The sequence below is a fragment of the Alteromonas sp. G4i13 genome, from assembly GCF_054960505.1.
This window is the reverse complement of record NZ_JBHNYX010000022.1, coordinates 1-21,596: the sequence shown is the minus strand read 5'-3', so window position 1 is coordinate 21,596 and position 21,596 is coordinate 1. Positions and strand designations below refer to the sequence as shown.

General features: G+C 44.2%; 17 protein-coding genes and 1 tRNA gene. 9 read left to right on the top strand and 9 right to left on the bottom strand.

The genetic code is table 11. From position 1 onward, the window contains the following. Positions 1-331: 331 nt before the first annotated feature. Positions 332-946, bottom strand: coding sequence for a TetR/AcrR family transcriptional regulator (locus tag ACFI6J_RS12205; protein ID WP_014976048.1), 615 nt, complete (start codon positions 944-946; stop codon positions 332-334). Between the two features lie 209 nt (positions 947-1,155). Between ACFI6J_RS12205 and ACFI6J_RS12200 the strand changes: the two genes are divergently transcribed. Continuing rightward, positions 1,156-2,238, top strand: coding sequence for an efflux RND transporter periplasmic adaptor subunit (locus tag ACFI6J_RS12200; RefSeq protein ID WP_061485276.1), 1,083 nt, complete (start codon positions 1,156-1,158; stop codon positions 2,236-2,238). A gap of 3 nt (positions 2,239-2,241) precedes the next feature. Then, positions 2,242-5,283, top strand: coding sequence for an efflux RND transporter permease subunit (locus ACFI6J_RS12195; RefSeq protein WP_069943992.1), 3,042 nt, complete (start codon positions 2,242-2,244; stop codon positions 5,281-5,283). 103 nt (positions 5,284-5,386) lie between these two features. Here ACFI6J_RS12195 and ACFI6J_RS12190 read toward each other — a convergent pair whose 3' ends face one another. Both ACFI6J_RS12190 and ACFI6J_RS12185 read right to left on the bottom strand, forming a co-directional pair. Next, positions 5,387-5,806 (bottom strand): CBS domain-containing protein, encoded by a 420-nt coding sequence (locus ACFI6J_RS12190; protein ID WP_014948884.1) that lies wholly within the window; start codon positions 5,804-5,806, stop codon positions 5,387-5,389. A 113-nt stretch (positions 5,807-5,919) separates the two neighbouring features. Then, the gene (locus ACFI6J_RS12185; RefSeq protein ID WP_014976045.1) at positions 5,920-6,417 is read right to left on the bottom strand and encodes a M48 metallopeptidase family protein; all 498 of its coding nucleotides are present in this window, start codon (positions 6,415-6,417) and stop codon (positions 5,920-5,922) included. A gap of 332 nt (positions 6,418-6,749) precedes the next feature. On the opposite strand from ACFI6J_RS12185, the gene ACFI6J_RS12180 reads away from it, so the two are divergent. The 3 genes from ACFI6J_RS12180 to ACFI6J_RS12170 are packed head-to-tail and all read left to right on the top strand — an operon-like array spanning position 6,750 to position 10,038. Further along, the gene (locus tag ACFI6J_RS12180) at positions 6,750-7,994 is read left to right on the top strand and encodes a hypothetical protein (protein WP_069943991.1); all 1,245 of its coding nucleotides are present in this window, start codon (positions 6,750-6,752) and stop codon (positions 7,992-7,994) included. Between the two features lie 9 nt (positions 7,995-8,003). After that, the gene (locus tag ACFI6J_RS12175; RefSeq protein ID WP_069943990.1) at positions 8,004-8,447 is read left to right on the top strand and encodes a hypothetical protein; all 444 of its coding nucleotides are present in this window, start codon (positions 8,004-8,006) and stop codon (positions 8,445-8,447) included. Then, positions 8,440-10,038 (top strand): sensor domain-containing diguanylate cyclase, encoded by a 1,599-nt coding sequence (locus ACFI6J_RS12170; RefSeq protein WP_069943989.1) that lies wholly within the window; start codon positions 8,440-8,442, stop codon positions 10,036-10,038. The genes ACFI6J_RS12175 and ACFI6J_RS12170 overlap by 8 nt, the downstream gene beginning before the upstream one ends. Before the next feature lie 137 nt (positions 10,039-10,175). Here ACFI6J_RS12170 and ACFI6J_RS12165 read toward each other — a convergent pair whose 3' ends face one another. Then, a complete protein-coding gene (locus tag ACFI6J_RS12165) occupies positions 10,176-10,742 on the bottom strand; it encodes a cytochrome b (protein WP_014948879.1) in 567 nt (188 codons plus the stop codon). 480 nt (positions 10,743-11,222) lie between these two features. Between ACFI6J_RS12165 and asd the strand changes: the two genes are divergently transcribed. Then, positions 11,223-12,347, top strand: a complete 1,125-nt coding sequence (gene asd, locus ACFI6J_RS12160) for an aspartate-semialdehyde dehydrogenase (protein WP_014948878.1) — start codon at positions 11,223-11,225, stop codon at positions 12,345-12,347. 118 nt (positions 12,348-12,465) lie between these two features. Here the strand turns inward: asd and ACFI6J_RS12155 are convergent, their stop codons facing one another. After that, positions 12,466-12,825, bottom strand: coding sequence for a VOC family protein (locus ACFI6J_RS12155; protein ID WP_014948877.1), 360 nt, complete (start codon positions 12,823-12,825; stop codon positions 12,466-12,468). A gap of 125 nt (positions 12,826-12,950) precedes the next feature. Between ACFI6J_RS12155 and ACFI6J_RS12150 the strand changes: the two genes are divergently transcribed. Next, entirely contained in the window at positions 12,951-15,476 is a 2,526-nt protein-coding gene (locus ACFI6J_RS12150; protein ID WP_231513054.1) for an ATP-binding protein, read from the top strand. Positions 15,477-15,480: 4 nt separating this feature from the next. On the opposite strand, the gene ACFI6J_RS12145 is transcribed toward ACFI6J_RS12150, so the two are convergent. Then, on the bottom strand, positions 15,481-16,671 hold the full coding sequence (locus ACFI6J_RS12145) for an OprO/OprP family phosphate-selective porin (RefSeq protein WP_231506442.1): 1,191 nt from the start codon (positions 16,669-16,671) through the stop codon (positions 15,481-15,483). 163 nt (positions 16,672-16,834) lie between these two features. After that, positions 16,835-17,851, bottom strand: a complete 1,017-nt coding sequence (locus ACFI6J_RS12140) for a 2-dehydropantoate 2-reductase (RefSeq protein WP_061485264.1) — start codon at positions 17,849-17,851, stop codon at positions 16,835-16,837. A 220-nt stretch (positions 17,852-18,071) separates the two neighbouring features. Between ACFI6J_RS12140 and ACFI6J_RS12135 the strand changes: the two genes are divergently transcribed. Both ACFI6J_RS12135 and ACFI6J_RS12130 read left to right on the top strand, forming a co-directional pair. Then, on the top strand, positions 18,072-19,241 hold the full coding sequence (locus ACFI6J_RS12135; protein ID WP_061485262.1) for a patatin-like phospholipase family protein: 1,170 nt from the start codon (positions 18,072-18,074) through the stop codon (positions 19,239-19,241). Between the two features lie 236 nt (positions 19,242-19,477). Further along, a complete protein-coding gene (locus tag ACFI6J_RS12130) occupies positions 19,478-19,912 on the top strand; it encodes a hypothetical protein (RefSeq protein WP_039233464.1) in 435 nt (144 codons plus the stop codon). A 187-nt stretch (positions 19,913-20,099) separates the two neighbouring features. Here ACFI6J_RS12130 and ACFI6J_RS12125 read toward each other — a convergent pair. Further along, positions 20,100-20,190: transfer RNA gene (locus ACFI6J_RS12125), tRNA-Ser, on the bottom strand. A 122-nt stretch (positions 20,191-20,312) separates the two neighbouring features. Beyond that, positions 20,313-21,368: a quinolinate synthase NadA gene (nadA, locus tag ACFI6J_RS12120; RefSeq protein WP_061485250.1), complete on the bottom strand. Its 1,056-nt coding sequence runs from the start codon at positions 21,366-21,368 to the stop codon at positions 20,313-20,315. Positions 21,369-21,596: the final 228 nt, after the last annotated feature.

Here is a 21,596-nt window from a genome sequence, read left to right as displayed (position 1 = left end):
TAAAAACTCTTTATAAATTTTCTTAATTTATTAGATGAATAAGACTCAAATTGCACCAAAATAGACTAAAGAATAAGCAGGTGAATATATTTCGTACGATTGTAGAGGAGCATATTGCAGGTGTCGGAGGACGAGCGACAGGGAGAACAAACAGCTAAGTGAAAAGGTATTTACTGGCTACATCATCTGAAGTGTAGTCCGTTTGAATCAAGAGGGATCTGTGAAGTTAGCGCGAAGACGGATAAGCGGAAAAAATGTTTGGGAAGTAAAAGTTCAATGGCCCTTCAATACTGAAAGAGCCTTGAACAAACTCATTGATATAGCCTGCCAACTACACAACAGCATAGCGGCTTAAAATCAAAGCCACTGTGTGTTTTGCTAAGCTCTTCTTATCGTTATCGCTGAGGGAATCTTCAATTTTGAACAGCTGAGGCCAAAAGCACTGCCCTTTTACTAAGCTATCAATTTCATCGACAACCCGATCCAAGTCGTCAAACGCGAGTTTATTGTCGGCTTTGGCATCCTTTAACCAGCGGTGCATAGCCGTCTCTTGGGCTTTTAATTGCGCAACTTCATCTTTTAGCTTTTCCGGCTCGTAGAAGAAGTGGCCAATCGCAACCCGAGCTAAATCGAGGTGTGATTCACTCACCATAAACTCAATGTCTTGCAAAATAAGGTCTTCTAGCTGCTCGTCTAGCGGAAGCGTAGCATCGTACTTTTTATTAATATTTAAAATAGCCGTTTGCCACTGCTGCGTAACCAAATGCATCACCAGCTCTTCTTTTGTAGAAAAGTGATTGTACACAGTGCGCTTTGACACATTTGCCAGTTCAGCCAGCTTATCCATGCTTGTGCCGTTAACGCCAAACTCTTGGAATGCCTGTGTTGCCGCCTGAATAATGGCTTCGCGTTTGATGTCGCTACGCGTACGTGTGTTGCCTACCATATGGAAATTCTCAAAATTAGTTATCCGCTACATTAACCCGATCATTTTACACCGAACAGTTTACTTTTCAATGTGACCGCACTAAAATGCACTCACCAGTTTACTTTAGGTAATGACTATCTTTGCTGCCGTTGTGCATATCATCACTACCTTGGTTTACACATCTATACTTTAATTACCCTGACTATGGATTACATACACCTATGTCCATGATGCGATTCTCTCACATTTTATTTTTAAGCGTTTTATCGGTTTCCACTTTAAGTGCATGTTCTTCCGAAGAGCCTGCCGAGCAACAAGCAAACGTTGCACCTCGTTATGTCAAACTCGCTACGGTTAGCAACATTCCAGATTTTGACGAATTCACCTTCCCTGCCGTTGTATCGGCAGTGAAAACCGTCGATTTAAGCTTTGAAGTTTCAGGCCGCCTTATCCAGACCGACTTGGTGACAGGCAGTGATATCAATAAAGGCAAGTTACTGGCCACTATTGATCGTAAACCATTCGAAAGACGCGTGGACGAGTCTACGACACGACTTGATCAGGCTAAACGAGAGCTTGATAGAATTGAGAAAATGTTCGCTCAAAAGCTAGTTGCACAGAGCTCTCTGGATACTGCAAAAACATCTTACGAACTAGCGGTTATCGACTTAAAAAATGCAGAGCAAGATTTGAGCTACACACAGCTTTATGCTCCTTTTGATGCAAAGGTATCTCAACGACTTGTTGAAAATAACAGTTTTGTTGCCGCAGGTACGCCGATTGCTCGCCTGCAAGATGTGTCTAAAATATACTTCAACATAAATGTTCCTGAGCGCTTACTTACTGCCAATATTGGCCGTGGGATAAAACAAGCCAGCGCCACATTAGCCACCAATCGCAGCCAGTGGTACCCGGTGAACTATGTAGAGCACTCTACTCAACCCGACCCTGTGTCGCAAACTTATGAAGTGGTGTTTGCCATGGAGCCTCGCGAAGAACTACCGTTAACGCCAGGCGCCCGCGCAGTGGTAAAAGTCAGCCTACAAGGTAGTCTGTATCCAGAGGGCTTTGTTGTGCCTGTAAGATCACTTGTGGGTAACAAGGACTCTGGCTTTGCCGTATGGGTATACAACGAAGAAACGAATGCAGTAACAAAGCGAGCTGTAAATGTTAAGCATATTGAAAATGAACTAGCAATTATCGAAGGTAAAAGCCAAGGTGAAATCACTCTTGGCCAGCAAGTGGTTGCTGCTGGAGCAACACAAATGCGTGCAGACATGAAAGTACTTCCTTACCAAGGAGAGAAGTAATTTATGGATATCGCACGCTATTCAATTGATAAGCCCGTCAACATTTGGCTAATGGTAGTCATCCTGCTTTTAGGCGGCATTTTGGCTATGAGCAAAATTGGTCGCTTAGAAGACCCTGCGTTTACCATCAAACAGGTAAAGGTATACACCAACTATCCTGGAGCCAGTGCTGAAAAGGTAGAACGTGAAGTCACTGAACGCTTGGAAATTGCCATTCAGCAAATGCCGCAGTTAAAGGAAGTGACGTCAGTTTCATCGCCGGGCCTTTCCGAAATTACCGTTGAAGTTAAGAGTACTTACGACAGTAACCTCTTACCACAGATATGGGATGAGTTGAGAAAGCGACTTCGCGACACCGCAAGCTCGTTGCCAACGGGTGCACAAAACCCAGTGGTATTTGATGATTTCGGTGACGTTTACGGGCTTTATTACGCGTTAAGTGCACCTGATTTCGATACCCGGGAGCTTCGAGAATTCGCCCGAATTATTCGACGTGACCTGCTTACTACAGAAGGCGTTGCCAAAGTAAATGTCACTGGCGTTCAAAAAGAACAGATAGTGGCCTATATCAACCCTTATCAACTCGCGGGCTTAGGCATTTCATTTCCTGATCTCGCCTCTCTTTTTGAAGACAACCTGCGCCCGTTCAACGGCGGCCGTATTAAAGTTGACGAAAAAAATGTGCGCCTAATTGTAGAGCGCGCGCCAGACAGACTAGAAGAAATATCTAATCTGTCAGTGGTAGTGCCTGGCACAAACCGTTCCCTTCGGGTTGCTGATATTGCCACGCTAAAGTTAGAGCCTGCCGACATACAGCCCGTTCATGTACGCTACAACGGCGAAGAAGCACTTACGCTTTCAGTATCAGCGTTGACCGACGTTAACATTGTTGATGTGGGCGAGCGTGTTAACGCAAAAGTAGAAAAGCTGCTTCAAGAACTGCCTGTCGGTATTACGCTTACGCCTATTTACGATCAGGCCTCAGTCGTCGACGAATCGGTTACTGGCTTTATAAATAACCTCGTTATGTCGGTGGCGGTTGTTACCTTAACGCTATGTTTGTTCATGGGATGGCGCTCAGGCGTGGTAGTTGGCTCTGTGCTACTTGTCACCGTACTAGGTACTATTCTAATCATGTGGCTTATGGATATTCAGCTTCAAAGGATATCACTTGGTGCCATGGTTATCGCCATGGGTATGCTGGTAGATAACGCTATCGTAGTTGCTGAGGGGATGATGCTGCGCATGGCCACCGGCTCTACAGCCAAAGAATCAGCCAGCTTTATTGTTAAGCGTACACAGTGGCCTTTACTTGGCGCAACCGTTATCGGTATTGCGGCTTTTTCAGGCATAGGCCTTTCAAACGATGCTACAGGCGAGTTTCTTTATTCATTGTTTGCCGTAGTGTTGGTTTCCCTCATGATAAGTTGGGTATTAGCGGTAACCTTGGTGCCCGTGCTTGGCGCGTATTTTTACCGCAAAGGTATTGGGCAAACCACAGGTAACGAACTCTCTGCATCGCAACGCTGGTTTAAGCGTGCACTTTTAGGCGCACTTAAGCTTCGTTGGGTAACCATTGGTGCACTGTTTGTTATTACTATCGTGGCTTATGGAAGTTTTGGCATGGTAAAACAAGGCTTCTTCCCTCCGTCAAACGCGCCGCTGTTCTTTGTGCATTATTGGGGCCCGCAAGATAGAGATATACGTGCCACTGAAGTCATTGCAAAAGAAGCTGAAGCTCGTATTTTGGGAATGGAAAACGTCACGGCTGTAACCACCTTTATAGGGCAAGGCGCCGATCGTTTCACCCTCACTTATGCACCTAAAAGTGCTAACGAAAACTATGCCTTTTTCATGGTTCGTGCGAATGAACTTGATAATATTCCGGCTATTCAAAGCGCGCTTGCGAGTAAGCTTACCGACCTAGACTTCGACGCTAGCTTTTATATGGAGCGCATGCAGTTTGGCCCCGGCTCTGGTGCAAAACTTGAGGCCCGTTTTTCAGGCCCAGATACTGAAATACTTCGCGAACTGGCGGATGAAGCCAAAGCACTGCTTTTTGCTGACGGACAAGTGAAAGACGTTCGACATAACTGGCGTGAAAAAGGCTTTGCTATTAATACGCAATTTGACAACTACAACGCAGGGATTGCTGGCGTTTCGCATAGTGACTTTAGCCAGACTATACAGTATGCAAGTAGCGGCGTTCAGCTAGGTACGGTGCAAGACGGTGATTATGCTTACAACATTATTGCAAAGATGGGTAAGGCAGAAGATACCGAGCTTCAATCAATACGTGAATCACAAGTATGGTCTACGCAACAGCGCCAATATGTGCCTTTCACGCAGGTATCTCAGGGCTTGGAGTTAATGACCGAAGAAATGCGTATTCACCGTCGCGACCGCGTTCGCACCATTACGGTAGAAGCTGAGCCGGGTGACGATGAAACTGCTGCCAAAGCGTTAGCGAGAATCCGCCCACTTATTGAAGACATAGAACTTCCAGCTGGATATTCATTAGAATGGGGCGGCGAATTTGAAAGCTCTAGCGATGCACAAAAAGCGCTGGGCGCTGGCTTGCCTGCTGGCTTCCTAGTCATGTTTATTATCTCAGTGTTGCTATTCGGTCATGCTCGTCAGCCGCTGATTATCTGGCTTGTAGTACCTATGGCTATTGTTGGTGTAGTCTCTGGTCTATTAGGTACCGATATGCCGTTTGGCTTTATGTCGCTACTCGGCTTCTTAAGCTTGTTTGGCATGCTTATTAAGAACGCTATTGTACTTATTGAAGAAATTGACCTTCAGATAGAAGAAGGCTTAGCCATTCGCCAAGCGATTGTTGACGCTACGATCAGCCGTGTACGCCCTGTTTCACTGGCGGCGGTAACGACCATTTTAGGTATGGCGCCGCTGCTGTTCGACGCCTTCTTTGCCGATATGGCAGTGACCATTATGGGTGGCCTGGCCTTTGCGACGGTACTTACACTTATCGCTGTGCCCGTACTCTACAGTTTGCTGTTTAAAGTCAGCTACCGCAAAAGCTAACGCTTTAAAACTAACGGTCTCTTTACCGCAATTTATAAACGCAGGTAGAGAGACCACTCCCCTTTAAAGCGGTGTTCACTATTAATAACATACGAGTACCGACCTAACGCTTTGCCTCTACCCTACTTTGCATAAACTTCATCACATCGCGCCACGACACCATTCCTACTGGATGCCTTTTCGTGTCGATAATAGGAATGCAGGAAATTTTATGGGTATTAAAAAGCTCAATAGCCGAATAAACAGAGTCACTTGGGTTAAGTGTAATGACTTCACGAGTCATGATTTGGTGCGCTTTTTTATCCAATGTAGCGCGATCAAGCTTTCGTTCGCTTAGGGTATCTACAAAAGGACTAATCGATTTCATCAAGTCTCTGTCAGATATAATCCCCTGCAGCTTATTGTCATGCACCACGACCAAATGATGAAACCCCGTAGCAGCAAAGAGCTCGCGCAATGACTGTAAACTGTCATCCATGTGCACGCTAACCACCCGCGTAGACATAATTTTAGCAATGCTCATTAATACTCCTCGTTAATTCCAGCGCTTGGGCTTTAATTTAGTTATAGCAAGCACACGACAATTGTACTCAACATGGGTTTAAACATAGCGACACCTGATGAGGCGTTCACATGTTACGTGTACGGATTTTCTCCCATTGATACGGCCACACAGAACAAGCGTAAATCCAGCTCTAGTTGATGATAATCTGGCTCCATATAGCAGCAAAGTTTATAGAAGGCTTTATTGTGGTCTTTTTCTTTAAAGTGCGCCAGTTCATGCACTACAAGGGCTTTTAACAAGGCCTCTGGGGCATAGAGTAAATCGTTATTAATGGCCAAGTCGTGTTTGCGCGTTTTACCCTGCATACGGTAAGTATGCGTACCTAGCGCGTTAGTTATCATATCACCTTGCTTTTTAAACGCGGCGCGCCCAAACGGTGGCGCATTTTTTAAGTATCGCTTTTTTAATTCCGTCGCGTACTGATACAGCAATTTGTCGGTGGTTATATCATGGGCCTCTGGGTATTTTTTTAGTAAATAACGCTGTAGCCGATTGCTGGAAATGAGCTGTAAGGCTTGCTCCACAATAGTTGAAGGGTAGCCGTTAAAATACCGAGCATATTCATTCACGTTTTTTCTCCTTTACGTCAGGAATTATAAAGCAAATTGGAGCCGTAGACAGTGAAAGCCGCTTACAAACATTTCTGTTGAAAATAAAAAAACAGCAGTAACAATAAGTCATATTAGGAATCCCCCCTACAGTAACGACAAGCTAAATGATATGCTGGTCAAACAACGCTCGAAGATACCACTCGCATTTATCAAGCGCTCGGTTAAAAAAATAAAAAAAGCTGACTTTTCATACGTTTTCCTGTTTCTTTACTATTCTTACTGTAACCAGCAGCTCGAAAGTATGATTTTTAGGTGTTAGCAAAGACAAGCTTGAATTTGGATACGCATTGATGATTAAAAAGCCCTTCTCAGTTATCGCTATGGTGATGAGCTTCCTCATTGTTAATAGTGCGTTTGCTGAAAAAGAGAACGTAAAGGTTAGTGGTTTTGGCACCGTTGCAACAGCAACTTCCGATTCTGACAGGTATCAGTTTCGTTCAGACCGGTCTCAAGCTGAATCGGCGAAAAAAGGCGGCCTTGCATTCAAGCCTTTGAGTTTAGTTGGCGTACAGCTTGATTACAGCGTTTCTGATAACCTAGACTTTGTGGGTCAATTCGTTTATCGAGAGCAAGATGAGCAAAACCTGGATTCGATAACCCAGATGGCTTTTCTAAGATACGATATAACCCCATCGTGGCAAGTAAGAGCAGGAAGACTTGCGGCCGATATTTTTCACTTCAGTGATACCAGAGACGTGTCGATAGCCTATCCTTGGGTGAAAGTCCCCACCGAGGTTTACGGTATTGTTCCCGCAAGAAGCTTTGATGGAGGAGACATTAGCTACACTAAGCCTTACGACAACTTTAATTTATTGATTAAAGGCTTTTGGGGAAGCGGAGAGAGTGACTTTTCTAGTGACGATTACAACCCGATTAGGTTTAATAACTTACGTTCAATTGGTGTTGAATTTGTCTCATTCGACTGGAGCCTTGCTCTTAAACACACCCAAACCGAAGCGGACAATGACGACGAAGATTTAGCAGTTGTAGCTGCTTCCGTTGCGCAGCTACAGCCATTTTGGAGCGGCGCCATAGACTTTGCTAAAGAAGTAAGCCTTAAAGATACAACCATTCACTATACGTCCGTTTACTTCAACCGTTATTTTGATGCGTGGGAGCTTTCTGGCGAGCTATCATATATCGATTCAAATTCAATTGCGTTGAGACCCTCTTTTAATGGCTTCCTCAACCTCAGCTATCTTTATGGTGCGCATACATTCTACGGTTTATACTCATTTGCAAAAACAGACACATACTTTCTTAGCCAAGAGCAACCTGGCTTCCCAATAAACGAGAGCACTGCTCAACTAGCCGTTTTTGTAGAAGAAGTAGCGAGTAGCTTGGCACATCATCAACAAACACTTTCTCTCGGATGGCGTTGGGATTTGCAAGAAAACCTAGCCTTTAAAGTGCAGTTTGAGCGAACTGATGTTGAAGCTAGAGGAACTGGCCTACGCGCCAGAGATGGTCTTGTTGTAGATGATGAAGATGGGGTTGTTCACACTCTCTTTGTTGCGTTAAGTTTCAGCTTTTAGGGGGAGGAGATGACTTTTTATAAACACTTCTCACCCCTACTGGCTGTCGTGCTTGCCTTGTATAGCTTTTCCTCTGTAGCGCAATCACAAGAGAAAATCGTTGTTGTTACTAACTTAAACAATGATGTGCAGGTTTTAGATAAGAAAGGGATTATAGATCTCTTCATGGGCAAGTACTCGGCTTTCCCTAACGGTAGGCAGGCAACGCCCATCGATATAGAGCTTAATGACGAGCTAAAAGGTCAATTTTATAAATCGCTGGTGGGCCTTCCCCTTGCTCGCGTTAATGCGTATTGGTCTAGACTGAAGTTTTCTGGACGTGTTAAACCACCTGCGATAGAACAAACTATGGAAGATGTTAAACAACGGCTAGAAGACGATGAGTCAGCCTTAGCCTATGTATATGAGTCGTACGTCACCGACAAAATGAAGGTAGTGTACCGCTTTGATTAACATCCACGGCTTAGGGTTTCGTTTTTCACTCATATTAGTAGCTGCTGCTATGCTGGTAGTACTTACGACCGCCGAATTTTTTTATCGCGCTACGTATGAACACGAAATTAGTGAAGCGAACAACGATATTCAAGAACTTTACCAAACCGTTGCCGCAACGGCGTCTATCGCTGCTTTTTTAGAAGATGAAGATCTGGCAAAAGAGGCGATCAACGGCTTGGTTAAAAGTGAAAAAATACTCGCTGCGTCTATAAAAAGCGATGCAATGTATTATCAATTCAACGTGAACGATGCCATCAGCAAAGACGTCAAGCCTCGGGTATTTTTGGTGAGGCACCCATTCATTCCTGAAGACACCTTGGCTGAGGTCAATGTTTACCCTAACTTTGCCCACATTATTGAACAGGCGAAAAAAATAAGTACTGACAATAATTATTCATTGTATGTTGAAGCAGTGGTTGTCGGCATTGTTGCGTTGATAATTACCTACTACATCATAATCTCTCCTATGCTTCGCGTGGGTCGTTCACTGCATAAGATTACTCCAGGCACAAAAGAAAGAATTGAAATGCCGGAGTATCACTCCCGAAGTGAAATAGGCGAGCTGGTGCAGGACACCAATCAACTGTTAAACAAAGTCGAAGAGCAATTCACTCAAGAGCGTCAACTTAGGGAAGAAATCGAATTTCTGGAAAAGCGTTTCAGAATGCTTTTTGAAAACGCAAAGTCTGCCACTGTGTTAATGGCGGAAAATGGAATTATCGAGCTTAGAAATAAGGCCTTCAACGACTTGGTAGAAAAGATTGGCCTAGAGATAAAGCAAGGTTATGGCGAGCTACTTGAGGAGCTATTTGAAGCGCCTACTGCAATGAAAACTTCGCTTTCGGAGGCATTTGCACGCAATGAGTTTGCAACAGGTGAATATAAACTAAAATCAGAGAAAACTGACGACGCCACATGGGTTCAACTAATCGCAAGCCCTTTAGTCACTGATGATGGCGAACGCTACTATCAGCTGACGCTGAATGATATTTCTAGTCGAAAACACGAACTCCAGAAACTGGCCTTACAGGCAGACTTCGATGCACTCACAGGTATTTATAATCGCAATGGCGGTGAAAAGCTGATTGCGAAGTTAATGAGAAAAGACCACCACTTCGCTCTCGCGTTAATTGACCTGAACGGCTTCAAAGCGGTGAACGATATTTTCGGTCATGATGCGGGCGACGAAGTACTCATCTTTGTGGCTGAACAGTTACAGGAAAAAATTCGCAAAAACGATGTAGCGATACGTTGGGGCGGCGATGAGTTTGTATTATTACTTCAAGCTGAAGACGAAGTTTCCGTAAAACGCGCCATAGAAAAAGTGAATGACGGGGTGAAGCAACCTTTCTACTTTAACGGCGACCCAGAGCCAACCTTTATTTCAATGAGTGTCGGCGTTTCCTTTTTCCCTGCCATGAGCGATGACATGAATACGTTAATAAAACTGGCTGACATTGCCATGTACAAAGCGAAACAAAACAAGGTCTCAGCGCCCAATGACTATCTCTTCTTTGCTGACTCAGCATCACGTAATGGCAGCCAATAAATGTTGAAGAAAAAAAGCCGAGCAAAAATAGCTCGGCTTCTACGTGAAAGTTATCTACCTGTTCTCCCAAGGTGCAAACTTCAGTCAAAATACTTTTACGATGACGAAGGTATACACAAAAACTAGGATATTAAGCACTACTCCCCAATGGTTTTGCCTAGCATGCGCTTCAATGTGCCATCTTTATCAACGAAATGATGCTTAAGAGCGCCAGCAATGTGTAGCAAGAGTGCGACAATAACGGTATAACCAAGATAGAAGTGTATAGCGCCACCTGCTTTGGAAAGCTCATAATTTATCGGTAGCGTTTTCTCAGGATCTTCAACACTATAATTTGGCGCGAAAACCTCCAGACCAAAAACTGACAGCCCGTGCCCACCCAATACCGACGCCATCAAGCCTGAAATTGGCATTAAGAGCGTGGCGATAATTAACACCCAGTGCACAACTGACGCTAATTTATGCTCTATTGGCTTATAGTTAGCAGCAGCGCTAGGCCAACCATTTTTCATGCGCCATACCACACGTGCTAGTGCGACAAAGAGTACAAGAAAACCAATCGCTTTGTGCCAGGGGTATAGTGCATACACACCGTTTTCCGACATGTAAATCCCAGTGGCAAGCAAGCCAATAATGGTTAATCCAACCAACCAGTGCAAAAATACCGTAGTGGTAGCAAATTTGTTATGACTATCGTACTGCATGCGTTCCTCACTTTTATTTTCATATTAAGAACTACGTTTTCCTTAAAGCGTATCTCAATATTGTATATCTCCTCACACATTGTGAGGGATTAATTCTATTTATAAAGCAATTTTTAGACCGTAAGCAGTGCATAGACACAATGAGGGGTTAATACAGGTTCACTCTCTACCCTGCGATTTGATTGCTCCTTCAAGTGTTTTATTTAAATTTTTTGCCATGAACTAGCCGTTTCTAAAATGCTTATATCAGCGATAGATTATTTATAAAAACCATCTAGCCAGCGGGATAAATAACACTTAGACTGCAAAGACAAAAATAAAAACGACAGGTATTGCGCCAGCACAATAAAGCAGCGGCGTTCGACATCATTCTACGTTCAATTGATAGACACGTTAATTCAAAAGTACATGTGTTAGCGTTGAGCAAAAGGCGTAGGTGGTGAAGTACTTTTCATTTTAGTAACAAGGGTTCTCAATTTAATGTCACAACAAAAAGTAGGTTTAGTGGGCTGGCGCGGTATGGTTGGCTCAGTATTAATGCAGCGCATGCAAGAAGAGCAAGATTTCGCGCACATTGAGCCCACCTTTTTCACTACCTCGCAAAAAGGTAGTGCAGCACCAGATTTTGCTGGAAAGGATGCTGGTGTTCTAGAAGATGCGCACGATATCGAAGCGCTATCTAAACAGGATATCATTATTACCTGTCAGGGCGGCGACTACACAAAAGCCGTGTACAACGATTTAAGAGCCACTGGCTGGAACGGTTATTGGATTGATGCTGCGTCAGCGCTTCGTATGAAAGACGATGCCGTAATTATTCTAGATCCAGTAAACCGTAAAGAAATTGATAGTGGCATTGAAAAAGGCATTCGTACCTACGTAGGTGGAAACTGCACGGTTTCCCTTATGCTTCTGGCACTCGGTGGCCTGTTTGAGAAAGACTTGGTTGAATGGGCTTCGCCAATGACCTATCAAGCCGCTTCAGGTTCAGGTGCACAGCACATGCGTGAGCTAATTAATCAAATGGGTGCAATTCACAGTAATGTGAAAGCTAAAGTTGAAGATCCTGCTACCGCGATTTTAGAAATTGACCAGCAAGTGTCTGAGTTTATTCGAAGCGCAGACTACCCTAGTGAACAGTTCGGTGTTCCGCTTGCGGGTAGCTTAATTCCGTACATCGATTCGCAACTACCTTCAGGTCAAAGCCGCGAAGAGTGGAAAGCCCAAGCGGAAGCCAACAAGATTTTAGGCATTAAAGGCAGTGAAGTGCCGATAGACGGTATTTGTGTACGTGTTGGCGCCATGCGCTGTCATAGCCAGGCTATCACACTTAAGCTAAAGAAAGACTTGCCTCTAGCCGAAATTGAAACAATCTTGGCTAACCACAACGACTGGGTAAAAGTGATTCCTAACGATCGCGACGCGACGATGCAAGAACTTACGCCAGCGAAAGTGACCGGTACACTGTCTATTCCCGTAGGCCGTATTCGCAAGCTTAACATGGGTCCTGAATATATCTCGGCATTTACTGTCGGCGATCAGCTATTGTGGGGTGCCGCAGAGCCGCTTCGCAGAATGCTGCGCATTGTGCTTGAGCAAAAGTAACGTCAAGCTTATAGCTAATTAATCTGAATTTAGAGCGCCTTGCTGTGTCATTACACGCAAGGCGTTTTTTATCAGACTATAAAAGCCAGAATCACTAGACTTCGTTGACACGATAGCGCTATTTTGCCGACTCAGACCAAACAGCAAGCTCATTACCACCTGGCTCGACAAAATGAAAGCGACAGCCCCCCGGGAAGTCAAACAACGGTTTAGTAATTGCTCCACCTGCTTTTTCTACACATTCTTGCGATTCAGAAATGTTATTGGAATACAGCACCAATAAAGGCGCACCACTTTCTGCCTTCATCACACGTTGTGCAGAAAAAATCCCTCCGTCCATGCCAGCATTGCTAAACGCACTGTATTCACTGCCATAATCGGTAAAACACCAGCCAAACGCACTTTCAAAAAACGCTTTTGAGCGGCGAATATCTAGAGATGCAAATTCTACATAGTTGAGTTTGGTGCTTTCTTGCATGTCACTCTCCTCTTTTTAAAAAATGATGAGCTCATACTATCACCAACTTTAGACTTATCGATTAAATTCTAAACGTGCTTAATCGTTTAACATAAGACAAATAGCATTTATTCGGGTCACTTAGTTTGCAGCATTTTATTAGTTTGGCTTTATTGCTTGCCCTAACTTGGAGTATGGGAACGGTTAGTGCTCATGCATCTATCTCAGACAAGGTCAGCGAAATTAAAGTGGACGTTGAAACCTTAGTGCCTATGCCTATAGGGGCAGCAATAAAAAAGCTTGAAGCTTGGTTGTTATCTGACACATTAACGCAAGATGAAAAAAGAAAAGTGGGCGCGCTTTATGTTCAGTACCAACTCTCGATACACCAACGCCCTTCCGAAAAAATCTTAAATTCGCTGATTGCGTTGCAAGACAACTCGAGTGAAGGGCTTACAATCGCTACTGGTGTAGCAAGAATGTATGGTATTTCAGCAGACTACGACAAAGCCTACGAGCACTTTAACCGCGTTGTTGCAACGCCTGATATTCCACCAAGCGTAAAGGCATACGCGCTTATTTACCAGGTATTAACTTACAGCGAGGGGCAGGTTTTTGCGCCTAACGCTGAGCTTATCAACACGGTAAACGATATACTAACCAAACATACGCTTACCAAGCTTCGACCGTTGTACTATGCAATTGTGGCAGACTACTATCAATCAGTCAGCGCTTATGACATTGCGCTGTCTTACTATGAGAAGTCGCTTGATGGCGCCAAAGTTGAAAACCAGCGAATTTTGGTCAGTGACAATCTATACGCCATTGGTATTCTGTATAGAAATCTAGGAAACTATAGCAAGGCCATCGACTACTTTGAGCGCGCCATAGAATTCGATTCACAAATTGATATTAACTATTCTGAGTTTCTTGCCACTTACGGTATCGCTACAACCTATTATCGTTCAGGTAACCTCCAGAAAGCACTGACACTGTCTGATATCGTTCTTGCTCATCCTCTCTCATCTTCTTTTTACAATAGCGAAATTTACCGTTTAAAAGCGGAAGCTCACCTTAGTTTAGGAGAACTGGATAAGGCGACAAACGCGCTCAATAAAGCACGTGTACTCTACGATGAAAACCGCGAAGCCGAGCAAACGACTTGGCGCGCACAGCTGGACAAAACAGAAGCCTACATTACTGCTGCGAAAGGTGATCACGCGCTGGCATTCAAACAATTTGAGGTTTTCCATGAAGCCTATTTGAATGCAAAGAAATATGAAGACTTAGAGCTAATAAAAAGCGCCAACTTAATTGATCAGATAACCCAAGAGAAAGACAGAGCAAATCAACTTGAGAATGAGAATAAAGCATTCGAGGAAGCGCTTTTGTTGAAAACAGAGGCTCAGCGCACCCAATCACTTTTTTCCACGTTGCTCGTCATACTTACCACACTCACCCTAGTAACAATTGTTATCATTCTGATTTTATTGAGTAAATCAAGACAGGCTAATGCGCTTTACTTAACGGCGAAAGAAAAAGCAGAATTAAACAATCGGTTGAAGTCTGAGTTTATTTCTAATATTAGTCACGAGATTCGCACGCCTTTAAATGCCATTATTGGTTTTGGACAATCATTAGCGAGCCGCGCAGCAGACGTGCAAGCAAAGGATCTCACCAAGAAAATCGTCAATGCATCTGAAATGCTGCTTCAACTTATTAACGACCTACTCGACTTTTCGAAGATTGAAGCGGGCAAGCTAACGTTGGCTATCAGGCCTCACGACATCAATGAAAGCCTGTGTACATTAGTCGACATATTTTCAGACCAAGCGGAACGCAAAGGATTAGTGCTCCAGCTTCATATCGACAAAAACCTTAATAACGATTTGATGTTTGACGAACTTAGATTTAAGCAAATATTGGCAAACCTAATAAGCAATGCCATCAAGTTTTCTGATAAAGGAATTATAGAAATTGGATTATCCGTATCAGAGTCGAACGATAGTCATTGTGCCCTGCACTGCTGGGTAAAAGACAACGGGATTGGTATTTCGAAAGAAAACCAAGTAAAGCTGTTTACGCCTTTTACGCAAGCTGAAAGCTCCATAGCGAGAAAGTATGGCGGCACAGGCCTAGGGCTTAACACCAGTAATAATCTGCTTAAGCTAATGGGCTCTTCACTAACGCTCGAAAGCGAATTAGAACGAGGCTCTACTTTTTCTTTTGATGTCACGTTTGCTGTTGCAGCAGATATTGATATTCCGCTATCTGAGACAACTCAGCAACACGTTACGCTAGAAGGCGCTCGTGTCCTCCTTGCAGAAGACAACGACATTAATGTTGAAGTAATAAAAGCGCTTCTTGATGAATTCCATTTAGATTTAACACACGTATCAAACGGACAAAAGGCCATTGATGCATTGAAAGCGTGCACTTATGATTTGGTACTAATGGATATTCAAATGCCTGAAGTTGATGGGCTTAGCGCCACACGGCATATAAGAAATGTACTTAAGTTAAAAACCCCCATCATTGCCCTGACGGCTAACGCCATGCAGCAAGATATCGACAACTGTCACGCGGCAGGAATGGATGCCCATGTGGGCAAGCCCGTAGACAAGGCTCGCCTTGTTAACACACTAGGTGAGTTTCTTGCTCGCCCGGCGTGAGTAGTTAAAAACTGACGTCCCACTGCAGAGAGTAGATGGTCTCGTCCCCTACTTCAGCATCGAACTGATCCAGTGAAACCCTGCTTACCTCTGCGGTTAGTTTGTTTTCGTGGCCATTAAAAAAATAGTTGAATGCTACTGTCTTTTCAAAAAAGCGTTCGTCTTGTTCACTGTCTCGGGGCGAATAGGTCCCGAAGCGTGCAGCCATTTCAAGGGGCTCTGGCCACCAGCTGATTGATTCACTCAAAAAATAACCCGCCTGCACATAATAGCCGCGCAGCGTAGTTTCTCTATCGTTGTCCGCTAAATCCACAATATCTTTTTCATGATATTCCGCTTGAGCATTAAACCCTTTATAAAAATAGGCACCATCAATCACAAACTGCTGAATGTCGTACTGACCTTCGATCTCGCCCGCACTAAAGTTGGCTAAATTACCAGCGCCAGACGATGAAAAACGCGTAAACTGGCTTTTGAACTTCGCACCTGCTATTGCTAGAGCGGCTTTGGGCGTAGCTGTTCGTTTAATGTCACTGTTTTTAAACCCGACAGACTCACCTAAGAAATTCCACTGTAATCGCCCTGTATACATATTCTCGCCATCGTGATTGCTATAATCACCACGGCCTGAGCCATTGAATACTCCTACCCAGTAATTGAAATTGGCCGCGCCTGGGCCATCAAAATTACCGTACAGGGATGCCCCCATTTGCCTATCTAGCGTAAATATTCTGTTGATGATTGAACGATCCATCATTTGCTGGCCGCCACTGCTAACACTGCGCTCTCTGGAATACTCGACTTTCCACTGACCAACCTTAAACCGAAGCGCGTCATACTTTTCAAAGGATAGTGTAGCGGTCAGGGTGCGCTGATCGACAGCATCATATTCCACACCATATTTAATCCAAGGCAAACCAATGTGACCGTCTAATTTGACCCGCGCCCTGTTAACGCCAAATTGATTACCGGCGTTATGCTCAAAGTCAGCACGCTCGGTAGGCTGGCTTATACCGGGATTGGCATAGCGAAACTGAAGTCTACCGCGCACGCGTAGTGAGAAGGTATTGCTGTCGCTTTGAAATGAAAGGCCGTTGCCATTGTATTGAGAGAACGTTGCGCTAGATTCGCGCTCGGCATCAACCTCAGACGCTACAACCGCCGTATGGAAAAGCGACGCCCATAAAGCACTCAACAGAAGACAAGAAGAAAAACGATTTTGAAAAAGCAAAGCACACTAAATATAACGGAAGTTTGCGCGCAGGATATATACTTTAGTATAAGAATCAAGTGCTCTGACATAAAAATGACACAAAACTGTAATATTTAACGTTGAAATACACCGTTAGATAGACCTGTCACTTTAACAGTAAAGCATTTGCTGGTAAGTGAGGACTTCCTTTCTGAGCAACTTCGTGTTGTTTGATCAGGTTAACAATATGCTTATTCACTGGCGTAGCTATGTGATTTTTTTCACCGAGCCTGACTATCTCGCCGTTCAAATAATCAATCTCCGTTCGTCGCCCCAGCGCCAAATCTTCATACATTGATGAACGTGCTTCGGGATCTATTTTAAGCGTAGATGAAGCCACCACATTGAATAAAAAATCAGGTAGCTTCATAATTTTTGGCATCAGTTTGGGAATGACCTTACCGGTTCTTGCTGGTGCAATTCCTTCCGCTTTTAGTACTGCTAACGCCTCGGACAACACCTTTGCCATAACTAACCTATATTGCCTATCTCCTAGCTGTGATTTCAGCGGTATACCCGACAGTGCATTGACCGCGTTATTCAAGTTCATAATGAGTTTGCCATACTGTACAGCTTTCATATCGTTATAAACCGTAACGGCCAACGACGCGTTACTAAGCGCTTTTATGACGTCACTACATTGGTTATTGGGATCTTCAAGGGCAATATTACCCTCAGTACCACGGTGAAAATGGCCGTTACCTTTATAAAAAACATTGAAAGGCACCATACCTGCAATTACGCATTGTTTTATGTGCTGGCGAAGCAGGTGTGCATTACCCACTCCGTTTTGAAGACTGACTACGACTGCTGATTGCTTTGCATGCTGATTGATTATCTCAGCAGCCTGCTCGGTATCTTGGCTTTTAACGCAAAGCAAAATGACGTCAGCATCAACTAAACTATCGTTCTCAATTGAAAATGCGATATGCTCAGGCTTTGTTAGCTGCTCACGCCCTTGCCAATCCGTTACTTTAAGACCATTGGCAGTAATATCATCATATAAACGCTGACGGCCAATGAGCGTAAGTGCATTAGCGGCGCTCAATGTGGGGTCAGAGGCTAACAGGCAGCCCGCTACATAACATCCAATACTTCCCGCACCTAACACGGCAATTTTCATTATTGACTCCCAATGAAAGTTTAGCTTTCAATACTTTGTTAGACTGCGATTAAACGATCGAAATGTAAACACAAAAATCACAATAAAATAACAAAAAGTGTTTCAGTATCAGTTATTTCCTATCAGTCCGATTTATTCTTTCAATTTTCCCCGGCGTCGTGATCTCCCTACAATTAGACCAAGTAGTCAATTTATAGTCATGGTCAAATAGAGGGTTATCATGTCGGGTCAACAATCTGCTCCTTGTCTCGCTTATTCAAAAGCACACAATGCTGAAATGTCGAACAATGGCAAAGTTGCCTTGGTTGCGGAAGGTGGTGGACAGCGAGGAATTTTCACGGCAGGCGTACTCGATACATGGTTAGACGCCGGACACGACCCTTTCGATATTCTTATCGGCACATCAGCAGGTTCACAGAACTTAACGAGCTTTGTCGCGCGTCAAAAAGGCTATGCAAAACGTCTTATTCGCGGCTTAACTCGACACAAACGCTTTTTCCAAATGGGAAGAGGTTTAATGGGAAAGCATATTGTCGATTTAGATTGGTATTTTGACAAAACCCAAGAAGCGAACCGTTTACTTGATCTTGATACTGCGAAGGCTAATGTTGCGGACAGAGAAATTTTATTTACCGCCACAAATTCCAGAGACAGACAGGCGTATTTTCTTGATCCAATGAAAAGTACTCACAACTGGGTCGATCTTATCAAGGCTTCGAGCGCCCTCCCCTTACTTTACAAACAGGGCGTACCGCTGCACATTGATGTCGAGACAAAAAAGGCAGCCAATACCGATTTCTTTCTAGACGGTGGTTTGGCTGCACCGTTGCCTGTTACCGAAGCGTACAAGCGCGGCGCGACGAAAATCGTAGTTATTCGCACCGTAGATAGAGGCTTTCAAGTACAGTCGCCTTGGCTACAAAGGTTAAGCGCGGTAATGTGCGCAACGGGCACGTGCCCAAAGACCATCGACTATCTGCTGCAGCACGAACAAGCGTATCAAAAAGAACTGGCATTTATTGAAAACCCGCCAGAAGGCGTAGAGGTTATTCAAATTTTTGCGTCAGATAAGCTTCAAAGTAAATTGTTAGGTAGTACAGACGCACAACTTCGTCATGATTATAAGCTTGGTAAGCAAGCTGGAAGTGCCTTTTTAGAAACCGAAAACAAAGTCATTGCTTACCAGCTAGAGGAAAACAGACAGCCTGTTGCTCCGCTTTTCGATGTAACTGATACACCCAAGGGCATGCATAGTAAAGACAGCGCTAATTATAGTGTGAAATCAGAACATGCTGCATTAAATGGTAAACGTCCAATTAAGTTGCCTTTCCCAGCACGTCGAACAGGCAAAATAGATAAAGTAGACAAAGAGAATAGGATCTCCGCGTAGCCCGTTTACTCATTTGATAAAGGGTGCTTGGCAGCAGGTGCCTTTTCTCTATTTTGCTACTCTTTCAGTAATATTTCTGTGTTATTTCGGTGCTATTTCGGTGCTTTGTTCGCCATGTTTACATCATGACTTAGTAAGCTCCTCTCCCGTTCTTGCCTCTATTGGCGGCAAACGGGTTGACATTGTCTGGCAGAATATTTATAACGCGCTCACCCACATAATCTTTAAATGTAACCATGTCAGAATTATCAACACCCGTAAAACAAACTGAAGCCCATAAACTTATCGACAGCCTATTGAAGTCGAACGACCCAACTGCTGATCTAGATAAGATTGCTGAAGAATTCAACATTGCGAACTGGGGACAGTCTAACGCTGTTTCTGCTGATTTATACTCAGCAGTTAGAGACTTGCTTGGCAAAGGCGTTGTGACTGGTAATGACCTAGTTTCTGGAAAAGACACCATGGACCCGATTGTACACAAAGTACAAGCGGAGACAGAAAAGCTTATTGCTAACCCAAGTGATGCAGACGCTGATCGCGTTCAAACGTTTGTACTTGGCTTCCTACGCACGTTCGTGAGCCAATTACTTCACCCAGGTACAAAGAAAGCGATTTACGCGAAAAAGCTTCCTGACCTAATCAAGCTTCACCAGCAGGTTGCGAAGTAATTAGCAGCGGCGCGACATCACAGATGAAAAGCCATTAGCTTTAGCATACCAGCGTCGCAACAATCGCGTTTAAAAAGAAACCCGCTTCATAGCGGGTTTCTTTTTACGTAAGCGAAAAGTATCCGCGCATCATCCAGCGCTGATCGGCAGGCACAAAAAAACCGGCCTAAAGCCGGTTCTCAGTATTTGGCGGAGAGAGAGGGATTCGAACCCTCGATACGCTATAAACGTATACACACTTTCCAGGCGTGCGCCTTCAGCCACTCAGCCATCTCTCCAAATTTTGTATCAAGAAGATTTCAACGACGAAAACCCTTGAGCGCGCGTATAGTAGGTAAAGCCGCGCGCTTAATCAAGAACTTGCTGGAAAATATTCAGCAAGTGCTTATAAAACGTGCGCTTATAGCCCGCCCTTCGCTTTTAACTCGGCTGAGAAGTTAAGCATGCGATCAAGTGGAATAAGTGCACCTTTACGCAATTCATCATCAACAAAGATTTCATGCCCATCAGTTTCGCCCGTTAAAGACGCCTTAATCGCTTCTAAGCCGTTCATTGCCATCCAAGGACAGTGAGCACAGCTTTTACACGTAGCGCCGTTACCGCCCGTTGGAGCCTCTATAAACGTCTTCTCTGGAGTAAGTTGTTGCATCTTGTAAAAGATGCCTTTATCGGTAGCAACAATAAAGGTGTCGTTATCCATGGTTTGCGAGGCTTTTATCAATTGACTGGTTGAGCCAACTGCATCTGCCATTTCTACCACGCTTGCGGGTGATTCAGGGTGAACCAGTATCGCGGCATTTGGGTACAGTGTTTTCATGTCTGCTAGTTTCTGTGCAGAGAACTCGTCGTGAACGATACACTCGCCCTGCCACATTAGCATGTCGGCACCCGTTTGCTTGGCAATGTACGAGCCTAAGTGTCGGTCAGGGCCCCAAATGATTTTCTTGCCCTGGCTGTCTAAGTGCTCAACGATTTCAAGCGCGATGCTCGACGTTACTACCCAGTCGGCGCGTGCTTTTACTGCCGCTGATGTATTCGCGTAAACCACGACGGTGTGGTCAGGGTGCTGATCACAGAATTCGCTAAACTCTTTTACCGGGCAACCAATATCAAGCGAACACGTTGCTTCAAGTGTTGGCATTAGTACGGTTTTTTCAGGGCTAAGAATTTTTGCCGTTTCACCCATGAAGCGAACGCCAGCAACAATTAAGGTTTGTTCTTGTGCATCTCTTCCGAAGCGCGCCATTTCTAATGAGTCTGCTACGCAGCCACCAGTCTCTTCAGCGAGTGCCTGAATTTCATGGTCGGTGTAATAGTGTGCGACAAGCACAGCGTTACGGGCTTTAAGTAAAGCTTTGATCTCAGCCTTTAATTCAGCTTTACGTGCTTCTGACAATGGCTGTGGTTTTGCTGGGAACGGGTACTCTACCTGATCCACTCGAAATGCTACTGACATTAACCTACATCTCTGTTGCGACAAGGGTGCGGATTATACCCAACTGTCATAAAAATTACACACTACCTAATCAACATAAGGGTAATTAAATAGTCGTAGTTATGCTTACCTGTTCTACTACATGGGGTTAGGTAAATCAGATCAAAGTGCAAATGAGACGAGTAGCGTTTTAAAACGCAATAAGCATTGGTGTTTTGTACTGAGGAGATTATTTAAAAAAGGAATATT

Coding starts and splice junctions, on each gene's coding strand:
- ACFI6J_RS12205 (WP_014976048.1), bottom strand. CDS start 946: ATGGTAGGCAACACACGTACGCGTAGCGACATCAAACGCGAAGCCATT.
- ACFI6J_RS12200 (WP_061485276.1), top strand. CDS start 1,156: ATGATGCGATTCTCTCACATTTTATTTTTAAGCGTTTTATCGGTTTCC.
- ACFI6J_RS12195 (WP_069943992.1), top strand. CDS start 2,242: ATGGATATCGCACGCTATTCAATTGATAAGCCCGTCAACATTTGGCTA.
- ACFI6J_RS12190 (WP_014948884.1), bottom strand. CDS start 5,806: ATGAGCATTGCTAAAATTATGTCTACGCGGGTGGTTAGCGTGCACATG.
- ACFI6J_RS12180 (WP_069943991.1), top strand. CDS start 6,750: ATGATTAAAAAGCCCTTCTCAGTTATCGCTATGGTGATGAGCTTCCTC.
- ACFI6J_RS12175 (WP_069943990.1), top strand. CDS start 8,004: ATGACTTTTTATAAACACTTCTCACCCCTACTGGCTGTCGTGCTTGCC.
- ACFI6J_RS12165 (WP_014948879.1), bottom strand. CDS start 10,742: ATGCAGTACGATAGTCATAACAAATTTGCTACCACTACGGTATTTTTG.
- asd (WP_014948878.1), top strand. CDS start 11,223: ATGTCACAACAAAAAGTAGGTTTAGTGGGCTGGCGCGGTATGGTTGGC.
- ACFI6J_RS12155 (WP_014948877.1), bottom strand. CDS start 12,825: ATGCAAGAAAGCACCAAACTCAACTATGTAGAATTTGCATCTCTAGAT.
- ACFI6J_RS12140 (WP_061485264.1), bottom strand. CDS start 17,851: ATGAAAATTGCCGTGTTAGGTGCGGGAAGTATTGGATGTTATGTAGCG.
- ACFI6J_RS12135 (WP_061485262.1), top strand. CDS start 18,072: ATGTCGGGTCAACAATCTGCTCCTTGTCTCGCTTATTCAAAAGCACAC.
- ACFI6J_RS12130 (WP_039233464.1), top strand. CDS start 19,478: ATGTCAGAATTATCAACACCCGTAAAACAAACTGAAGCCCATAAACTT.
- nadA (WP_061485250.1), bottom strand. CDS start 21,368: ATGTCAGTAGCATTTCGAGTGGATCAGGTAGAGTACCCGTTCCCAGCA.